The sequence below is a fragment of the Plantibacter sp. LMC-P-059a genome (assembly GCF_030209505.1).
GTDB lineage: Bacteria > Actinomycetota > Actinomycetes > Actinomycetales > Microbacteriaceae > Plantibacter.
Window position 1 is genome coordinate 325,015 of sequence record NZ_JARVRZ010000003.1, and the last position, 19,128, is coordinate 344,142.

Here is a 19,128-nt window from a genome sequence, read left to right on the forward strand (position 1 = left end):
CGACCGGTCCCCGGCGTCGGCGGGTCCCGACGCCGTGCTGCACTGGGACCATGAGCCCCACGGACGTCACCGCTTCGGCGATCGCATCGCACCGGAACACCGCGCGCCCGGCCCGGCTGCACGCGCCGCGCAAGCCGGAGGAGGCGGCGTCCGGTTCTCTCCCGATCCTCGCGAGCATCGCGCCCGTCGTCGGGTCGCTCGCCCTGTTCGCCATCACCCGATCACCGGTCACGCTCGTCTTCGCCGCGCTCGGTCCCCTCATCGCCGTCGCCGGGTTCGTCGACGCACGCTGGACGCGCCGTCGGCGCGGACGACGGGCGCGAGCCGCCTATCGCGTCGCGTCGGAAGAACTGGAGCGCGACATCGAGCGAGCCCATGCCGTGGAACGCGAGGAACTGCGCACCCTGCATCCGGCGGGGCGGTCGCTCGACCTCCTCGACGGGCCGGACCGCGCCCGGTGGCGGGTCCCCGACCACCGGCGAACCCTGGTGAGCATCGGCCGCGGCGAGACCGCCAGCTCGGTCCGAGTGGACGCCGCAGGCGACGACGAGCGGTGGGCGTGGGCTGCGCGGCTCCCGGACGCGCCCGTCGTCGTCGACGCGGCCGAGGGGATCGGCATCGTCGGCGGGAGGGTGCTGGCCCGGGCAGTGGCTCGCAGTATCCTGATCCAGCTCGGCCGTCAGCTGCCCCCGCACACGGCCGAGTTCACCCGCGACGCCGCCCCCGGCTCCGACATCGAGGCCTCACCATGGGCCTTCCTCGACGAGCTCCCGCACCGGTCGGCGGCGACCGCTGTCGACCCGCTCCACAGCGGGCGCGAGCTCGAGTCCGTCAGGGTGTCGGTCGCCGAACGGTGGCAGACGGAGACCGTCGCCCCGGCCCGTCAGACGGGGCGCCCTCCGGCCGGCGGCGTCCTCGTCGCGTTGTCCGACACGGTCGAACTCATCCCGACGAGGTGCCGTCACCTCCTCGTCCTCGACGCAGACGGTCGGACGACGCTGGCCGACGGCACCGGAGCGTCGCCGTCCGTCGCCGTTGCGCCCACGCTGCTTGCCGAGGCCGAGGCACAGCACCTCGTCGGAGCGCTCGCCGCGGCCGCGCTGACGACCGGGGAGTCCCCGATGCTCTCGAGCCTGCCGTCGAGTGTCCCGTTCGCGGAGCTTGGTCCGGTCCGGGGGCGGCGCCCGCCGGATGCAGCCGACTGGGCAGCCGACGCACTCCGTGTCCCCATCGGGCTCGGAACGGACGGCGAGGTGACCCTCGACCTCGCGGCGGACGGACCGCATGCCCTGGTCGGCGGCACGACGGGGAGCGGGAAGAGCGAGCTGTTGATCACCTGGATCACGGCGCTCGCCGCTCGGTCCTCGCCACGGGAGCTCTCGCTCCTGCTGGTCGACTGCAAGGGCGGCGCCTCATTCGGCGCCGTCGAATCCCTGCCGCACGTCGTCGGGATGGTGACCGACCTCGAGCCGGGTGCCGCGGAACGGGTCGTGTCCAGCCTGCGCGCGGAACTCCGCCACCGGGAGCGGATCCTCGCCCGCTTCGGGGCTCGGCATCTCCTGGACAGCGCCCTCGCGCCTGACGATCGACCGGCGCGGCTCGTGGTGGTGGTGGACGAGTTCCAAGCGCTCCTGGACGCCAGCCCGCACCTGCATCAGGTGTTCGCCGACCTCGCTGCCCGCGGCCGATCGCTCGGACTCCATCTGATCCTCTGCAGCCAGCGTCCGGCCGCCGTCGCAGCCGACGCCATCCTCGCCAACTGCACCCTGCGCCTCTCGCTCAGGGTCACCTCCCGACAGGACAGTACGGCGGTCCTCGGCGTGCCGGACGCCGCCGCCCTGCCCGCAGGGACACCTGGCCGATGCATCGCCTGGGACGGCGAGGGGCGGATCGTCTTCCAAGCCGCCGTCACGAGTCCCGGCGATCTCGCCGCGGTGCGCGAACGCTGGCGTGACGCGCCCCGGCCTCGCCGTCCCTGGTTGGATCCGCTCCCACACACCCTCCCGCTGCACGCCGTCCTCGAACTCGATTCCGGCCCGACCGACGGCGAGCCGGCCACCGTCGACCCGACGGATGGCGAGGGCATCGTCTTCGGACTCGCCGACCTCCCCGAAGAGCAGGCACAGCGCCCGGCGATCTGGCGGCCGTCGACCGACGGATCACTGCTGGTCCTCGGCGCCGGACGTTCCGGCCGGACGTCCTTCCTGGACACGGTGCAAGCGGCGGCCCGCGGGCGATGGCGGGTCGAACGCGTGGCGCACGATGCCGAACAGGGCTGGGACGTCATCATGGCGCTGTCCGAACCGCTCCGCCCGCCCGAGAGGACGCTGCTGCTCATCGATGACGTCGAGTCGCTGCTGGCGACCGCCGGTGACGAGCACGGAGCCGCGCTCCGCGAGGCGATCCTGAGCCTCCTCCGCGATGGCGGACGTCGCGGGGTCAGCGTCGTCCTGGTGGCCTCGCGGGTCGGCGGCGTGGTCCATCGCTTCTCAGCACATCTGGACAGCACCGTGGTGCTGCGGCTCGCGGATCGCCAGGATCATCTCGTCGCCGGCGCGCCGGCGAGCTGTTTCGACCCGCGACGCCCGGCCGGACGGGCGCACTGGCAGGACGCAGAGGTGCAGATCGCCATGACGTCGCCGCTGCCGCACCGGGTCCCCACGATCGACGCCCACCGGTGGCGGCCGAGTCCCGGCAGCACCACGGTCGTCGTGACCCGCGCACCGGGTGTGCTGCGTTCGGCGCTGCAGCAGCGCGACACCTCGCATGCCGAGGTGCGGGTGATCGAACCGGCGGCAGAACCCTTCACGCCTCCGATGGCCGCCGTGCGCCGGACCGAAGATCCCCGGCACGACGATCCGGCGGCCCTGATCGTCGTCGTCGACCCGGAGACCTGGTCGTCGGGTCGGCTGGTCGTCGGGCGCGACCTGCCGCCCAGGGTGGCGCGGGCGGACCTCGTGATCCACGCCTGCTCGGCCGCGGACTTCCGGCAGGTCACGCGGAGCCGGGAACTGCCGCCGCTGCTCGGCTACGCGAGTGGTCGGGCCTGGTGGTGGCGCGCCGGCGAACCGACCCGGCGGGTGGATCTGCTCGATGACTGAATCACGTGCCGAGCAGACCGGCCCCGGAAGTGATCAGACGGCCGTGACGGTGATGCGCCCGACGACGGCTGCGCCGCCGTGGACGGCGAGGTCGAGCTCGGGTTCGAGTGCGTCGACGGCCGCCGCGTCGAGCGCGCCGACCGAGACGAGCAGTCGGAGCGCCACGATCGTCGAGACACGGAGCGAACCGTCGAGCACCTTGAGCGCGACGGTCGCGCCACCCGGGACCGACATGACCATGACGCCTTCGGCGCCGAGCTTGGCGAACACGCCGAGCCGTTCGATGACGAGGGTGTTCGCCCGGCCAGGACCGTCGAGTGCCCAGCCGTCGGCGAGGACCGCCGCAGTGAGCAGTCCGGCGTTCCGGTACAGGGCGAACGGTGAGGTCGGCGAGGAGTTGACCACGCGCCCGATGCCGCGCGCGAGCCCGGTGAGGGAGATCGCGTGCACCGGGGCACCACAACCGTCGACGCCGCTCGCGGCCGGCTTCTCGCCGGTGAACCGTTCGATGGTGTCGCGGATGGCGAGCTGCAGAGGATGCTCGGGATCGAGGTACGTCGCCTGATCCCAGCCGTTCTGCGCACAGGCGAGCAGCATGGCCGCGTGCTTCCCGGAACAGTTCATGTACAGCGGACTCGTGCCGAGTCCGTCGCGGACGAGCTCGTCGCGCGAGGAGCGGTCGCCCGGCCAGTCGGCCGGACACTGCAGCGCCGAGTCCTCGATGCGAGCACGTCCGAGCATGCTCCGCACGATCTGGACGTGCTTGCGCGTGCCGGCATGGCTCGCGGTGGCGAGCACGGCCTGCGCGCCCTCGAGCGAGACGCCCGCGTTCATGATCGTGATCGCCTGGAATGGCTTCAGGCAGGAGCGCGGGAAGACCGGCGCGCTCGGCGTACCGAGACTTGCGAGGACCTCGCCTTCCGGCCCGAGGACGATCGCCGAACCGGCATGCCTCGACTCGACGAACCCGCTCCGTTCGACGACGGCGAGTTCGACGGCGTCCTCGACGGCGAAGGTCTGCGGGGCGGCCGTGCTCACAGCGCCGCGAGCGCCTGGTCGATGACGGTCATCGCGTCGGCGATGAGCTCGTCGGACACGGCGAGGCTCGGGAGGAAGCGGAGGACGTTGCCGTAGGTGCCGGCCGTGAGGACGAGCACACCCTGCTGGGCAGCGGCGGCCGCGATGGCACTGACCGCTGCCGCGTTGGGCTCCTTCGTGGTGTCGCCGGTGCCGGGCTGGACGAGCTCCATGGCGATCATCGCGCCGATGCCGCGGACGTCACCGATGATGTCGTACTTCCGCTGCAGCTCGAGCAGGGCGGCCGTGAGGGTGGCACCGATGCGGTCGGCCTCGGCGAGCAGGCCGCGGGACTCGATCGATTCGAAGACCGCGACCGAGGCGGCGCACGCGACGGGGTTGCCGCCGAACGTCCCGCCGAGTCCGCCGGGCTGGCTCGCGTCCATGATCTCCGCGCGCCCGGTCACCGCTGCGAGGGGGAGGCCGCCGGCGATGCCCTTGGCGCTCAGCACGAGGTCCGGGACGAGGCCGAAGTGCGAGCTCGCGAAGTACTCGCCGGTGCGGGCCATACCGCTCTGGATCTCATCGGCGATGAAGACGACGCCGTTGGCGGTGCACCACTCCTGCAGGGCGGGCAGGAAGCCGTCCGCTGGCACGACGAAACCGCCCTCGCCCTGGATCGGCTCGACGACCAGGCAGGCGAGGTCCGTCGCGCCGACGCGCTTCTCGAGGTAGGCGATGGTGCGCGCCGCCGCTGCTGCGCCGCTGAGGCCGTCGTGGTACGGGTAGGAGTTGGGTGCGTGGTAGACGTCGCCGGCGAACGGGCCGTAGCCGGTGGCGTACGGGGCCGCCTTGTAGTTCATCGCCATCGTCAGGTTGGTGCGCCCGTGGTAGCCGTGGTCGAGCACCGCGACGGCACGACGACCGGTGTACTTCCGAGCGATCTTGACGCCGTTCTCGACGGCTTCGGCTCCGGAGTTGACGAGCACGGACTTCTTCGCGAAGTCACCGGGGGTGTGCTCGGCGAGGAGCTCGGCGACCCGCACGTACTCCTCGTAGGGCGTGATCGTGAAGAGGGTGTGGAGGACGTCGGCCGCCTGGTCCTGGACGGCGCCGACGACGGAGGACTCCGTGTGCCCGATCGTGGTGACGCCGATGCCGGCGCCGAGGTCGATGAACTGGTTGCCGTCGACGTCGACCACGATGGCGCCGTGGGCGCGCTCGATGTAGACGGGGAGGACGCTCGACACGCCGTCGGACACGACAGCGGTCCGGCGGGCGTGGAGCGCCTGCGAGCGGGGCCCCGGAACGGCCGTCACGATCCGACGCTCCTGCGTCACGCTGGGGGCGGAGGCGGACGTCTGGTTCGTGGTGTCGATCGTGTCAGTCATAGTCCTCCAGCGTAGCGCGACCTCCTGACACCGGTGCCGCTGGGCAGGCCTGCGGTGGGCAGGCCAGTGGGATACTGGTGGCATGATCTCCGGCCACCACGACTACACCATCGGCGTCCGCTGGGACGGCGACCTCGGGACGGGTACGAGCGGATACCGCGACTACTCCAGGGAGCTCACCGTCACCGCGGCCGGCAAACACGACCTCGAGGGTTCCGCCGACCGCCCGTTCCGCGGCGACCCGAGCCGGTGGAATCCGGAGGAGCTGCTCCTCGCGTCCCTCGCCCAGTGCCACCTCCTGTCGTACCTGCATGTCGCGGTGACCCTCGGTGTCGTCGTGACGGCCTACACGGACGACGCGGTCGGCACGATGGTCGAGGACGGTGCCGGCAGCGGTGCCTTCACCGAAGTCGTCCTCCGCCCGCGCGTCACCGTCGCGGACCCCTCGATGGTCGATGCCGCGAGGGCCGGGCACACCAGGGCGAACGAGCTGTGCTTCATCGCCAACTCGGTGAACTTCCCGGTACGACACGAGCCGACGATCGTGGTCGCGGGATCCGACGAGGCAGCCTGACCGGACGGCCGCCGCGGGCCTCCCGGGTACCGACCGGTCGAATGCCGCGACTCAGAGTCGTTCGGGGCGCAGGGCTCGCTTGATCCGCTCGACGGCGTCGGCCGGCGGCGACTCGTTGTAGGCGTTCGCGAGCTCCTGCCCGGTGAGCGCGTGGATCGCGGACATGATCTCGTCGGTCGCCTTCCGGCGTGCGCGTCCGGACTCCGCGGCACCATGGTGGCTCAGATCGAGCGGCTCTCCGAAGATCACGGTGACGGGCTTGAACTTCGGGATCGTCGTGCCGACGGGCATGAGCTCGTCGGTGCCGATGAGGCCGACGGGCACCACGGTCGCGCCGGTCGTGAGCGCCAGCCAGGCGACCCCGGTCCTGCCGCGGTACAGACGCCCGTCGAGCGAGCGCGTGCCCTCCGGGTAGATCGCGAAGGCGTCGCCGCCCTCGAGGATCCGCCGTCCCTGGTCGAGGGCCTCCTGGGCCGCCTGCCCGACGCCGCGTTCGACACCCACGGCCCCGATCGAGGTGAAGAAGGTGCGCGACACCCACCCCTTCAGCCCGCGTCCGGTGAAGTAGTCGGACTTCGCGAGGAATTGCACGCGTCGAGGCGCGCTGATGGGGATCGCGATGCTGTCGATGAACGAGAGGTGGTTGCTCGCGAGGATGACCGGGCCGCGCTTCGGCACGTTCTTCCGGCCGATGATCTTCGGTCGGTAGAGCAGTTTCGCCGTGGTGTTCAACACCGCCCGCCCGACGTAGTAGACGAGTCCGGGCTTCGAGGTCGGTTCCGGGGTGACGGCTGGTCGCCCCTGCGACGATTCCCGGGCGCGTCGCTGCGTCTGCTCCTCATCGGCCATGCGGACGACTGTACTCGCGGACGCATACGCGGTTCGGCATACTGGGCGAGCGGCGGAGCACCGAGGATGCTCGGCGCGCTGTCAGCCAGCATGGAGCCTCGTGGGTGAGACTGGACCGACCCCTCAGCAACGACCGAAAGTTCCCCTGTGCGCAAGAGCCTCTCCCTCCTGGCCGTCATCGCGTCCCTCGTGTCGCTGACGGCCTGCAGTTCGGCGACGTCGCAGTCGCAGGCGCTCGCCGGTCCGGGGGAGTGCGCCGACACGAGCGCGGGCACCGCCTCCAAGGCGATCTCGGTGACCGGCGACTTCGGTCGGATCCCCGAGGTCACCTTCGCGAAGGGCGCCCTCTCGGCGGAGACGACGGAGCGCTCCATCGTGGCGAAGGGCGACGGCGAGCGCGTGGAGCCAGGCGACACCACGTTCGTCGAGATGTCGATCTACAACGCCGTCACAGGCTCCGTCGTCGCGCAGACCGCCTACGGGGCGAGCCCGGCGACGGCGATCGTGGTCAACGACCAGAAGTACCTGAAGGGCCTCGTCCGCGCGGTCGAGTGCACGACGGTCGGGACGCGGGTCGCGGCCTTCGTGACCGCCGGTGACGGGTTCGGTTCGGCGGGTTCGAGCGACGGCACGGTCCAGGCCGACCAGCCCCTCGTCGTGGTGGCCGACGTGCTCAGCACGGTGCACAGCGACGCGAAGGCGGACGGCGTTCCGCAGGAGCCCGTCGCCGGGATGCCGGCGGTCGAACTCGACTCGGCCGGCCGCCCGACGGTGACGATCCCCGAGGCGGCGGCTCCGGCCGAGCTGCAGGTCGCGGTCCTCAAGCAGGGCGACGGCGCCGTGGTGCAGCCGGACGCCGAGGTCATCATCAACTACCAGGGGGTGAACTGGCGGACGGGTGAGGTCTTCGACGAGAGCTGGGGCAACGGGCCGACGAACTTCCAGTTGTCCGCCGTGGTGCAGGGCTTCTCGAGCGCGATCGCCGGACAGCACATCGGCTCACAGGTCGTCGCGGTCATCCCGCCCGCCCTCGGGTACGGGCCCGCGGGTGGCAACAGCCAGGCCGGCATCGAGGCCGACGACACGATCGTGTTCGTGATCGACATCCTCGACGCGAGCAGCACCACCGCGCCGGCAGCAGGCTGACCGTTCCGCCGCCCTCCGCCGTAGACTGACCGGCGTGAGACGCGTCATCATCCTCGGATCCACCGGCTCGATCGGTACGCAAGCGTTGGACGTCATCCGTGGCGACCGCGACCGCTTCGAGGTGGTCGGCCTGACCGCCGGCTCCAATGCCGAGTTGCTCGCCGAACAGGCCGCCGCGTTCCACGTCGACGACACCGCTCTCGGTGCCGCCGACGCCGAACGGCTGATCCGGAGCGTCGACGCCGACGTGGTGCTCAACGGCATCACCGGTTCCATCGGGCTCGGGCCGACCCTCGCGGCCCTCGAGACGGGCAGGACGCTCGCCCTCGCGAACAAGGAGTCGCTCATCGTCGGCGGCGACCTCGTCCGGCGCATCGCGGCTCCCGGCCAGATCGTGCCGGTCGACTCCGAACATTCGGCGATCGCCCAGGCGCTCCGCTCCGGCACCCCGGCGGAGGTCCGTCGGCTCGTGCTGACTGCCTCCGGCGGTCCCTTCCGTGGTCGGGACCGTGCCTCGCTGGCCGATGTCACCCCGGCCGAGGCCCTCGCGCACCCCACCTGGGACATGGGCCTCGTCGTGACCACCAACTCCTCGACCCTCGTCAACAAGGGCCTCGAGGTGATCGAGGCGCACCTGCTGTTCGACGTCCCGTACGACCGCATCGAGGTCACCGTCCACCCGCAGTCGATCGTCCACTCGATGGTCGAGTTCGTCGACGGGTCGACGATCGCGCAGGCCTCCCCGCCCGACATGCGGTTGCCCATCTCGCTCGGCCTGGACTGGCCGAACCGGGTCGGCGGAGTCGGTGTCCCGCTCGACTGGACCTCGCCGCAGCAGTGGACCTTCGAACCGCTCGACCATGAGGCGTTCCCTGCGGTGCGCCTCGCGAAGCTCGTCGGCGGACAGGGCCGGACCTACCCGGCGGTGTTCAACGCCGCGAACGAGGAGGCCGTCGAGGCGTTCCACGCCGGGCGACTCGGCTACCTCGGCATCCTCGACACCGTGCGCGCGGTCGTCGACGACCACGAGGCGCCCGAGGGCGAACTCACCAGGGAGGCGCTCGCCGAGGCGGAACGTTGGGCGAGGGCGCGCGCGCAGCAGCGGATCGGTTGACACTCCTCGGCGCCTGTCCAGACCCTCAGGGCGTCCGCACAGCCGGCGCGCAGTCGGGGCCGTCCCGGCGCGAGTAAGGTTGCGCCGTGGAAACCGTCCTCCTCTACATCCTCGGCATCGTCATCGTGCTCGTGGGCCTCATCGTGTCCATCGGGCTGCACGAGGTCGGGCACCTCGTGCCGGCGAAGCTGTTCGGCGTGCGTGTCACCCAGTACATGATCGGCTTCGGGCGCACCATCTGGTCGCGCCGGAAGGGTGAGACGGAGTACGGCGTGAAGATGATCCCGCTCGGCGGGTACATCTCCATGATCGGCATGTTCCCCCCGAAGCAGCCCGGCGAGGCTGCGCGGAACGCGAGCACCGGCTTCTTCGACACCCTCGTCCAGGATGCACGTGAGGCGAGTGCCGACACCATCGGCGCCGGCGACGAGGAGCGCACCTTCTACCGTCTGCCCGTCTGGAAGCGGATCGTCGTGATGCTCGGCGGTCCGACGATGAACCTCGTCCTCGCCGTCCTGTTCATCGGCATCGCGGTGTCGGGGTTCGGTGTCCCGCAGCAGAGCAGCACCCTGACCTCCGTCTACGAATGCGTCCTGCCGTCGACGAGCGAACGGCAGAGCTGCGCGGCCGGCGATCCGGAGAGTCCGGCCGCCGCAGCCGGCCTGAAGCCGGGCGACACGATCCTGTCGATCCAGGGCACCCCGGTCTCCACCTTCGCGGAGGTGTCCGCTGCAGTGCAGCGCTCGCCCGGCGAGCCGCTCGCCCTCGAGGTCGCCCGCGGTGAGGAACGACTGGACCTCACCCTGACTCCGCTGCTCCTCGAACGGGACGTCGTGGACGCCGACACCGGCAAGATCGTCACCAATGCCGACGGCTCACCCAAGACCCACGAGGTCGGCTTCGTGGGGATCACCCCGCAGCAGCAGATGGTCGCCCAGCCGGTCACCGCCATCCTGCCGACGGTCGGCGACACCATCGCCCGCACCGCGAACATCATCCTGAACCTGCCGCAGCGCCTCATCGACGTCGGGCAGGCCGCATTCGGTCCTGGGGAGCGCGATCCGAACGGGCCGATGAGCGTCGTGGGCGTCGGACGGGTCGTCGGCGAGGTCGTCAGCCTCGATCAGATCCCCGTCGCGTCGAAGGCGGCCACGGTGTTCGGCATCCTCGGCTCGCTCAACGTCGCGCTGTTCGTCTTCAACCTCATCCCCCTGCTGCCCCTCGACGGCGGTCACGTCGCCGCAGCCCTGTGGGAGGCGCTCCGGCGCGGTGTCGCGAAGGTCTTCCGACGCCGCGATCCCGGCCCGGTCGACGCGGCGAAGCTGATCCCGCTGACCTTCGGCGTGGTCATCGTCCTTGGCGGCATGAGCGCCCTCCTCGTCTACGCGGACATCGTCAAGCCGGTCAACCTCTTCGGATAGTCGCGGCGCACCCGACGTCCCGGTGCTCCGGGCGCGTCCGCACTCCCGGGGGAGTACGGACGGTGCACCGCGGAGCCGACGCCACCGGCGAGGCCCGCGGGTACCATGCAGGGATGCCATCGGTCGAGACGAACGCGGCGCAGGGGCGCCCCGGCGACGGCCGCTTCGGCGATCCGCTGATCCGACCGGGCCGACCCGTCTGGCGGCTGTGGGCTCCCGTGGTCGTCTCCTTCGTCGTCCAGGTTCCGGCGACCGCCGCACTCGCGCTCCACGGCTCGCTCGCCGCAGGAGCCGACGCTTCGGCGTGGTCCCGTCTCTCGGCCGTGCTGACGGTGCTCGGTGCCGTCCTGGCCCTCCTCGCCGCCCGACGATCGCCGGGCCCGACGGTCGCCGTCGTGGCCGTCCTCTCCAGCGCGTCGATGCTCACGGGCCCGGTGTGGGGGCCACCGGCCGTCGCCCTCGCGTTCGCCGCCGGTTCGGGGATCGTCCGCGGCGCGCGCGGCTGGGCCTATCTCTCGCTGGGGCTCGCCTGGGTGCTCCCGCTCGCCGCTGCCCTCGCCGTCGGCTGGGGGCTGTCCGGCTTCCGGATCGGGGTCACGACGGTCGTCGTCGTCATCGCCGTCCTCCTTGCCGAAGGCCTCCGCGCGAGGCGCGAGCAGCTCCGGGCGTTCCGGATCCGCCAGGGGGAGCGCCGCGCCTCGGCCGCGCAGGAGGAGCGCGTCCGGATCGCGCGTGACCTGCACGACGTCATCGCGCACTCACTCGCGCAGATCGCCGTGCAGGCCGGGATGGGGCTCCACCTCATGGACTCCCAGCCGGAACGTGCGAGGGAGGCGCTCACGAACATCAGGATGGCGAGCACGACCTCGCTCGACGAGGTGCGCGGACTCCTCGACGTCCTCCGGGGCTCCGACGGCGCGGCCGATCCGGCGACCGGCGCGCCGACCCGACCGGGGCCGGATCTGACCGCGTTGCCGCTCCTCGCCGAGGCCCTCCGAGAGCAGGGTGTCGAGGCGGTGCTGGAGCAGCACCTCACCACGCAGCCCGGCGTGGCCGTGCAGTCGGCGCTGTACCGCATCGCCCAGGAGAGCGTCACGAACATCCTTCGGCATGCGCGTGCACGGCGGGTCGTCATCGAACTCGTGGAGGCGGACGGCGTGTACCGCCTGTGCGTGACCGACGACGGGGTCGGGGCGCCGGCGGGTCCTGCGGAGCGCGGGAACGGGCTGCTCGGGATGACCGAGCGCGCCGAACTCCTGGGCGGCACGCTCGAGACGGGACGCAGCCCGCTCGGCGGGTTCCGGGTCGAGGCGCGCGTCCCGGTGCGAGGTGTCGCATGATCCGCGTGGTCGTCGCCGACGACCAGGCGCTCATCCGTGGTGGGTTCCGCGCCCTGCTCGACGCCGAGCCCGACATCGAGGTCGTCGGCGAGGCGGCGACCGGCGAGGCGGCGCTCGAGCTGGTCCGTCGCGGACACCCGGACGTCGTGCTCATGGACATCAGGATGCCGGGTGGTGACGGTCTCGCCGCGACCGAGGCGATCGTCGCCGACCCGGCGCTGGGGTCGACCCGCATCATCGTCGTGACCACCTTCGAGCTCGACGAGTACGTCGCCCAGGCGATCCGGGCCGGCGCGAGCGGGTTCCTGGTGAAGGACACGGAGCCCGCCGAACTCATCCGTGCGGTCCGGGTGGTGGCCTCGGGCGACGCGCTCCTGTCTCCGGGGGTCACGAGACGCCTCCTGACGCAGGTCGCCGGTGCGATCGCGGCGCCGCTTGACGATGGCGCGATCGCGGGCCTCACGGACCGCGAACGCGAGGTGCTGGCGCTCGTCGGGCGTGGCCTCACCAACGACGAGATCGGCGGCGCACTGTTCCTCAGTCCGTTGACGGCGAAGACCCACGTGTCGCGCATCATGTCGAAGCTGGCCGCGCGGGACCGGGTCCGACTCGTCGTCATCGCGTACGAGACCGGGCTCGTCAGCCCCGGGTCCTGAGCGGAGCACCGCCTACTCCCGGGGGAGTCCCGCGATCGGTCCCGTCGTCGGATGCGCGCGGCCGGCCGCCGGAGGAGGCTCGATGTCGTGATGCGGACGACGGTCGTCGTCGCCCGCCCGACGAACGGAGTCCATCGTGTCCACCTCGCTGACCATGCTCGCCACGACCGCCATGCACCCGGGCTGGAACGGGCCGGGGTTCCACCTCCTGTGGCTCGCCCTCATCCCCGTGTTCTGGGTCGCCGTGATCGCCCTCATCGTCGCCCTCGTCGGACGACGGTGGCGTCGCCGCGCCTGGGCTGGATCGTCTCCGGACGGTCGCCAGGGGCCGCCATGGGCCTGGCGTCAGGACGGCACCCGGAGCGCCGAGCAGGTGCTCGCCGAGCGGTTCGCCCAGGGGGAGGTGGACGAGGCCGAGTACCGGGAACGGCTCGGCGTCCTGCGAGCGAATCGGGAGGCCCCGCCCACCCGCTGACCGCGGATCGCGACGTCCCAGCCGGCATTCAGCCCACGGGGAGCCTGCGGGGCGTCGCGCGCGTAAGCTGAGGCTCGTGGTAGCTATCAATCTGGGTCTTCCGTCGGTTCCCGAGACGCTCAGCCCGCGACGCAAGTCGCGACAGATCAAGGTCGGCAAGGTCCTCGTCGGCGGTGACGCACCGGTGAGCGTCCAGTCGATGACGACGACCCAGACGACGAACATCAACGCGACCCTGCAGCAGATCGCTGAGCTGACGGCCTCGGGCTGCGACATCGTCCGCGTCGCCGTCCCGACGCGAGACGACGCCGAGGTGCTGCCGATCATCGCGAAGAAGAGTCAGATCCCGGTCATCGCGGACATCCACTTCCAGCCCGCCTACGTGTACGCCGCGATCGACGCGGGGTGCGCGGCGGTCAGGGTCAATCCCGGCAACATCCGGAAGTTCGACGACCAGGTCGGCGAGATCGCCCGTCGCGCGAAGGCGGCCGGTGTCTCCCTCCGCATCGGCGTCAACGCGGGCTCCCTCGATCCACGACTGCTGCAGAAGTACGGCAAGGCCACGCCGGAGGCCCTCGTCGAGAGCGCCGTCTGGGAAGCGAGCCTCTTCGAGGAGCACGACTTCCACGACTTCAAGATCTCGGTCAAGCACAACGACCCGGTCGTCATGGTGAAGGCGTACCGGCTCCTCGCGGAACGTGGTGACTGGCCCCTGCACCTCGGCGTGACCGAGGCTGGTCCGTCGTTCCAGGGCACCATCAAGAGCGCGACCGCTTTCGGCATCCTGCTCTCCGAAGGGATCGGCGACACCATCCGCGTGTCGCTCTCTGCCCCGCCGGCGGAGGAGATCAAGGTGGGCCTGCAGATCCTGCAGTCGCTGAACCTCCGCGAGCGGAAGCTCGAAATCGTCTCCTGCCCGAGCTGCGGGCGCGCCCAGGTCGACGTCTACAAGCTCGCGAACGACGTCACCGACGGCCTGGAGGGGATGAGCGTCCCGCTCCGCGTCGCCGTCATGGGGTGTGTCGTGAACGGTCCGGGGGAGGCCCGCGAGGCCGACCTCGGTGTCGCCAGCGGCAATGGCAAGGGGCAGATCTTCGTGAAGGGTGAGGTGATCAAGACGGTCCCGGAGTCCGAGATCGTCGCGACGCTCATCCAGGAGGCCAACCGCCTCGCCGCAGAGATGCCGGCCGACGACACCTCCACGGGCGCACCCGTGGTCACCGTCGGCGCCAACTGACCGGGTCGCTCGGCTCCCGTCGACGATGACGCCGCCTGATCGGGCGGCACCACCGTCGCGGTCGTCAGCGAGCCGTCCGGTGCCGGGCGCCGCGCGGAGCCCGCATGGTCGTCTCCGGTTCGATCGGCTCCAGCCGGCGTGACGGGATCGGTCGTCGCTCGGCTGGTCGGATCCCGCGGGCGCGGCGCACCAGGCGGCGGGCGATCTGGATCGGGCGACCGATGACGAACGCGACCGTCCCGAGGACGCTCGTGTCGGCTCGACCGAACGCCCGGCGTCGCTCCCAGCCTGTGCGCAGCATGCCGCCCCGGCTCTGTCGTGCCCGTGGACGGATCGGCAGGACACCGCGGTCGCGGGCGGCGAAGGCGACCTCGGACCGCTCGATCCAGTCGTCCTCCTCTTCGGGGTGGAAGTAGTTCTGCTGGAGCCAGTCCTCGTTCGGGTGGCGGAACCGCGCGGCCATGAGTTCCTCTTTGGACGCCAGCAGGCCACTGCCCTCGAACACGCTGTTGATGAGCGCCGGATCGACGCCGAAGTCGTCGAGCACGATGACCGGGACCCCGGCCGCTATGGCCTCGATCGCCGCGGTGGAGCTCACGGTGACGAGACCGGCCGCGTGGCCGAGGTGCACGGCCATCGAACCGGTGGCGACCCTGAGGTTCGTCGGGATCGGGCCGGTGAGGAGGGTGTCGAAGGGGTAGTGCTCGTGGTGCGTCTGGGGGTCACCGGCGAGGCCTCGTACCTTGATGACGACGTCGAGGTCGCGATGCCGGTTGGCGAGGGTCCGCAGCCAGGAGATGATCCGCAGCCGGTCGCCGCGATCGGCCGGGACGGTCGCCTGCGCCGCGAACAGGACCCGGGTCCGTGGTGCCGGATCGACGTCCTCGGCGGGCGGCTGGGCCGGGGCGACGGCGAGGAACGGCAGGGTGGCGAGCGCGAACGCCGGCTCGACCCCGTGCTCCGCGGCGAGTTCCCGGTAGGCCGCGACCTCGCGGTGGCTGTGGAGGATGAAGACGTCCGCCTGGGCGCGGAGGAAGATCCCCTTCCACTTCGCGGGGATGGAGATGCCCGGCAGCCCCGTGAGGAGGACCGGGCGGGTGGTGCGCCCCAGCGCGAGCAGCTCGGAGATGACGACCTCCGCGACCGGCCCCCTGGTCGAGACGAAGACGCCGTCGGGACGCTCGGACCCGACGAAGGCGATCAGCTGACGCAGCGTCAACCGACGGACGGTGCGTCCCTCGAACGCCGTGTGCAGCAACGCGATGTCCACCTGACGGTCGGTCGCCGACACGTCGCTCTCGATCAGGACGAGGTCGACGTCCCAGTCGGACGCTCGGGACAGGGTGGCGGCACCCCACTTCACGAAGGAGTCGGAGTCCACCACCCCGATCACCCGCCGGCGGGGTCCGTGATCAGGCATCGACCCTGCGCAGTTTCGCCAACGGTGCGAGTTCGCCGGGGAAGATGCGCTTGACGCCGTCGCCCATCGCCGTCTCGATGACGCGGATGTCGCGGACGAGGTTCGAGAACCCGTGCGGTTCGAGCGAAGCGGCGTGGTCGGACCCCCACATGGCGCGGTCGAGCGTGATGTGTCGTTCGACGACCTTCGCGCCGAGCGCGACCGCGGCGAGGGAGATCTGCAGGCCGGTCTCGTGCCCGGAGTACCCGACGGGGACGCCGGGGTACCGGGCCGCCAGGCTGTCGATCATGCGGAGGTTGGCCTCCTCGGGAGGCAGGGGGTAGGTCGAGGTCGCGTGGAGGATCACGAGCGGGGAGCCCGTGAGGAGCTCGACGGCGCGGTCGATCTGCTCGAGCGTCGACATCCCGGTGGAGAGGATGATCGGCTTGCCCGTGGCAGCGAGACGGGTCAGCAGCCCTGAGTCGGTCACCGAGGCCGACGCGACCTTGTGGGCACTGACACCGAGGTCCTCGAGGAAGTCGACGGACGGCTCGTCCCAGGGGGAGGCGAACCAGCTGAGACCCCGGAGGGTGGCGTGGTCGCCGATCTCGATGTACTGCTCACGGTCGAACTCGACGCGGTAGCGGTACTCGAGGTAGCTCATCTCGCCCCAGGGCGTCTGCCGCGGGACGTCGCGCATGTGCGCCGGGGTCGAGATCTCCGGTGTGCGCTTCTGGAACTTGACGGCCTGGGCGCCGGCGTCCGCAGCGACGTCGATGAGTCGCTTGGCGAGCTCGACGTCGCCGTTGTGGTTGAGGCCGATCTCGCCGATGACGTAGGCGGGGGCGTCGCCACCGACGGGGATGCCGTCGATCCGCACGGGGGCCGGCGTGACACCGCCGTCGACGGCGGTCCGGTCGTTCGAGTCCTGGTGGATGCTCATGGTCATGCTCCGTTCGGTTGCGGCGGGGACAGCTGTTCTGGGTGGGTGACCGCGCGAGCGGCGAGGACGAGGTCGGCGAGTTCACGGACGGCGCCGTCGCCGCCGCGGCGTTCCAGGACGAGCCTGGAGACGGCCCTGGCGGCCGGATGCGCATCGGAGACGACGACGGGCCAGCCGACGATCTCGAGGGCCGGGATGTCGTTGACGTCGTTGCCGAGGTAGGCGATGCGCTCGAGCGGGACACCGTTCGCCGCGGCCCAGTCGCGGAGCGCGCTCGCCTTGTCGGCGGACCCGTACACGACGTCGACGCCGAGTTTGGCCGCGCGCGCGGCGACGATCGGGACCCGTTCGGTCGACAGGATGAGGAACGGCAGCCCGGCCTCGCGCAGCAGGCGCACGCCGAGGCCGTCGCCGCGATGGACGCTCACCCGTTCGACACCGTCGGCGTCGAGGCTGGCGCGGTCGTCGGTGTGCACCCCGTCGAAGTCGGTGACGACGGCGTCGACGTCGAGGTGGTGCTCCGAGTGCTCCGAGCCCGACGGGATCCCCAGCTGGCGTTCGGCGAGTCCGGCGATCGCCTCCGCGACGAGGAGGTCCTCCGGTTCGTCGATGTCGAGCGCGGCGAAGGACCGCGTGACGGCCGGAGCGATCCGGCCGAAGAAGCGGTGACCGGCGTCGAGGAAGCCGTCCGTGTCGAAGACGTAGAACGACCCGGTCTCGCGATACTGCGGGGCACGGTCCTGCCGCCGCGGACGCTCGCGATGGTCGTGACCGATCCCTCGAGCACCCTTCGCCTTCTCCGTCCAGAGGAAGCCGTGGTCGAGCACCGCCGCGAAGACGGAGTCCGCCCGCCCGGAGGCGACCGAGGCGATGGCGTCGTCGAGTGCTTCGACGTCCAGGAAGGGCGACGTCGCCTGCGCGAACACCGTCACCGGGCTCAGCTCGCCACGTCGGGCGAGGACGCCGAGCGCGTGGAGCAGTGCGGCTTCGGAGGAGGTGCTGTCCTCGGCGAGTTCGGCGGGACGGTCGATCACCTCGGCACCGGCGGCGACGGCGGCGGCTGCGAGGTCCGGGTGGTCGGTCGTGACCACCACCCGCGAGACACCAGCAGAACGCAGGAGTCCTTCGACCGAGCGGGCGATCAGGGTGGTGCCGCGGACCGTCCGCAGGTTCTTGCGGTGGATCCCCTTCGAACCGCCCCGGACCGGGACGATCGCCGTCGCCCCGTCGCCCGTGTGGAGCTGAGCGTTCGCTGCGTGTGTCATCGATCCACGGTAGGAATCCGCGGTGGCCGGGAGGGGGACACCGGGCGAACGGCGTCCGACGCCGGGGTGACCATCCGGTTGCCGATGCACCCGTCCGGCGCATCGGGCCACGTAGACTGTCCGGACCGCCGGGTTCCGCCCGGCGCACCGCGTTCGACGGTCATCCGGCCGGACCGCCCGCTTCGCCAGGGAGACCAGTGACCCTCACACCGAGCACCCCCATCGCGCCCGCCGAGCTGCAACGGGCGCGCAGCATCCTCTCCGAGATCGTCGGCGCGTACGACGCCAAGGTCGTCGGGCAGCAGGGGCTGCGGACCACGCTCCTCGCCGCGCTGGTCTCGGGCGGGCACGTGCTGCTCGAGAGCGTCCCCGGCCTCGCCAAGACGACGGCGGCGGAGTCCATCGCCGAAGCGGTGAACGCGTCCTTCAAGCGCATCCAGTGCACGCCGGACCTCTTGCCGAGCGACATCATCGGCACGCAGATCTACGACGCCAGGACCGGTGCGTTCCAGACCCAGCTCGGTCCGGTGCACGCCAACTTCGTCCTGCTCGACGAGGTCAACCGGTCGAGCGCGAAGACCCAGAGCGCGATGCTCGAGGCGATGCAGGAGCGACAGACCTCGATCGGCGGGACGCACTACCCCTTGCCGAAGCCGTTCTTCGTGCTGGCCACGCAGAATCCGATCGAGCAGGAGGGTACGTATCAGCTGCCCGAGGCCCAGCTCGACCGCTTCCTCCTGAAGGAGGTCCTCGACTACCCGACGATCGGCGAGGAGGCCGAGATCGTCCGCCGCGTGAACTCCGGTCTGTACGAGACGGACCAGCACCACGAGGGTGTGAGCCTCGAGGACGTGCTGTTCCTGCAGTCGCTCGCGAAGCGGGTGTACCTCGACGCGTCGATCCTCAACTACATCGTGCAGACGGTCTACGTGACCCGCCACGCGCGTGACTACCTCCCGCCCAAGCTGGCGAGCTACATCGACTACGGGGCCAGCCCGCGTGCCAGCATCGCGTTCAGCACCGTCGCCCGCGCGCTCGCCATCCTCGCCGGCCGCGACCACGTCATCCCGGAGGACGTCAAGAGCTACCGGCACCAGGTGCTCCGACACCGCATCATCCTCAACTTCGAGGCCGCGGCCGACGACGTCTCGGTGGAGACCATCATCGACGCCGTCTTCGGTGCGGTCCAGGCGCCGTAGG

16 protein-coding genes are annotated in these 19,128 nt (G+C 71.2%); 10 read left to right on the plus strand and 6 right to left on the minus strand.

Features of this window, described 5'->3' with window-relative positions; genetic code table 11:
• Positions 1–50: 50 nt before the first annotated feature.
• Positions 51–3,101: an FtsK/SpoIIIE domain-containing protein gene (locus tag QRN27_RS08785; protein ID WP_285041833.1), complete on the plus strand. Its 3,051-nt coding sequence runs from the start codon at positions 51–53 to the stop codon at positions 3,099–3,101.
• Between the two features lie 33 nt (positions 3,102–3,134).
• Here the strand turns inward: QRN27_RS08785 and QRN27_RS08790 are convergent, their stop codons facing one another.
• Together QRN27_RS08790 and gabT are read right to left on the minus strand one after the other, a co-directional pair.
• Positions 3,135–4,139, minus strand: a complete 1,005-nt coding sequence (locus QRN27_RS08790) for an asparaginase (protein ID WP_285041835.1) — start codon at positions 4,137–4,139, stop codon at positions 3,135–3,137.
• Positions 4,136–5,509 (minus strand): 4-aminobutyrate--2-oxoglutarate transaminase, encoded by a 1,374-nt coding sequence (gabT, locus tag QRN27_RS08795; protein ID WP_285041837.1) that lies wholly within the window; start codon positions 5,507–5,509, stop codon positions 4,136–4,138. The genes QRN27_RS08790 and gabT overlap by 4 nt, the downstream gene beginning before the upstream one ends.
• Positions 5,510–5,591: 82 nt before the next feature.
• Here gabT and QRN27_RS08800 point away from each other — a divergent pair, with 82 nt between their 5' ends.
• Entirely contained in the window at positions 5,592–6,083 is a 492-nt protein-coding gene (locus QRN27_RS08800; protein ID WP_285041839.1) for an OsmC family protein, read from the plus strand.
• A gap of 51 nt (positions 6,084–6,134) precedes the next feature.
• On the opposite strand, the gene QRN27_RS08805 is transcribed toward QRN27_RS08800, so the two are convergent.
• Positions 6,135–6,932 carry a lysophospholipid acyltransferase family protein gene (locus QRN27_RS08805; RefSeq protein ID WP_285041840.1) on the minus strand — a complete coding sequence of 266 codons (798 nt, stop codon included), beginning with the start codon at positions 6,930–6,932 and terminating at the stop codon, positions 6,135–6,137.
• 147 nt (positions 6,933–7,079) lie between these two features.
• On the opposite strand from QRN27_RS08805, the gene QRN27_RS08810 reads away from it, so the two are divergent.
• The 7 genes from QRN27_RS08810 (at position 7,080) to ispG (ending at position 14,321) form a co-directional block, all read left to right on the plus strand.
• On the plus strand, positions 7,080–8,078 hold the full coding sequence (locus QRN27_RS08810; protein WP_285041842.1) for an FKBP-type peptidyl-prolyl cis-trans isomerase: 999 nt from the start codon (positions 7,080–7,082) through the stop codon (positions 8,076–8,078).
• A 34-nt stretch (positions 8,079–8,112) separates the two neighbouring features.
• Entirely contained in the window at positions 8,113–9,192 is a 1,080-nt protein-coding gene (locus QRN27_RS08815; protein ID WP_285041844.1) for a 1-deoxy-D-xylulose-5-phosphate reductoisomerase, read from the plus strand.
• Positions 9,193–9,278: 86 nt separating this feature from the next.
• The gene (locus QRN27_RS08820; RefSeq protein WP_194670531.1) at positions 9,279–10,613 is read left to right on the plus strand and encodes a M50 family metallopeptidase; all 1,335 of its coding nucleotides are present in this window, start codon (positions 9,279–9,281) and stop codon (positions 10,611–10,613) included.
• Between the two features lie 113 nt (positions 10,614–10,726).
• A complete protein-coding gene (locus QRN27_RS08825) occupies positions 10,727–11,953 on the plus strand; it encodes a sensor histidine kinase (RefSeq protein ID WP_285041847.1) in 1,227 nt (408 codons plus the stop codon).
• Positions 11,950–12,609, plus strand: coding sequence for a response regulator transcription factor (locus QRN27_RS08830; protein WP_285041849.1), 660 nt, complete (start codon positions 11,950–11,952; stop codon positions 12,607–12,609). Before QRN27_RS08825 ends, QRN27_RS08830 begins: the two co-directional genes overlap by 4 nt.
• Positions 12,610–12,745: 136 nt before the next feature.
• On the plus strand, positions 12,746–13,084 hold the full coding sequence (locus tag QRN27_RS08835; protein WP_285041851.1) for an SHOCT domain-containing protein: 339 nt from the start codon (positions 12,746–12,748) through the stop codon (positions 13,082–13,084).
• 76 nt (positions 13,085–13,160) lie between these two features.
• The gene (gene ispG, locus QRN27_RS08840; RefSeq protein ID WP_194670528.1) at positions 13,161–14,321 is read left to right on the plus strand and encodes a flavodoxin-dependent (E)-4-hydroxy-3-methylbut-2-enyl-diphosphate synthase; all 1,161 of its coding nucleotides are present in this window, start codon (positions 13,161–13,163) and stop codon (positions 14,319–14,321) included.
• 64 nt (positions 14,322–14,385) lie between these two features.
• On the opposite strand, the gene QRN27_RS08845 is transcribed toward ispG, so the two are convergent.
• Genes QRN27_RS08845 through QRN27_RS08855 form a run of 3 tightly spaced genes read right to left on the minus strand, consistent with a single transcriptional unit; the run spans position 14,386 to position 17,928 of the window.
• A complete protein-coding gene (locus tag QRN27_RS08845; protein WP_285041853.1) occupies positions 14,386–15,741 on the minus strand; it encodes a DUF6716 putative glycosyltransferase in 1,356 nt (451 codons plus the stop codon).
• A complete protein-coding gene (locus QRN27_RS08850; protein WP_285041856.1) occupies positions 15,734–16,663 on the minus strand; it encodes an N-acetylneuraminate synthase family protein in 930 nt (309 codons plus the stop codon). The genes QRN27_RS08845 and QRN27_RS08850 overlap by 8 nt, the downstream gene beginning before the upstream one ends.
• A 2-nt stretch (positions 16,664–16,665) precedes the next feature.
• Positions 16,666–17,928, minus strand: coding sequence for an acylneuraminate cytidylyltransferase (locus tag QRN27_RS08855; RefSeq protein ID WP_285041858.1), 1,263 nt, complete (start codon positions 17,926–17,928; stop codon positions 16,666–16,668).
• Positions 17,929–18,125: 197 nt separating this feature from the next.
• Between QRN27_RS08855 and QRN27_RS08860 the strand changes: the two genes are divergently transcribed.
• Positions 18,126–19,127 carry an AAA family ATPase gene (locus tag QRN27_RS08860; protein ID WP_285041860.1) on the plus strand — a complete coding sequence of 334 codons (1,002 nt, stop codon included), beginning with the start codon at positions 18,126–18,128 and terminating at the stop codon, positions 19,125–19,127.
• Position 19,128 lies beyond the last annotated feature (1 nt).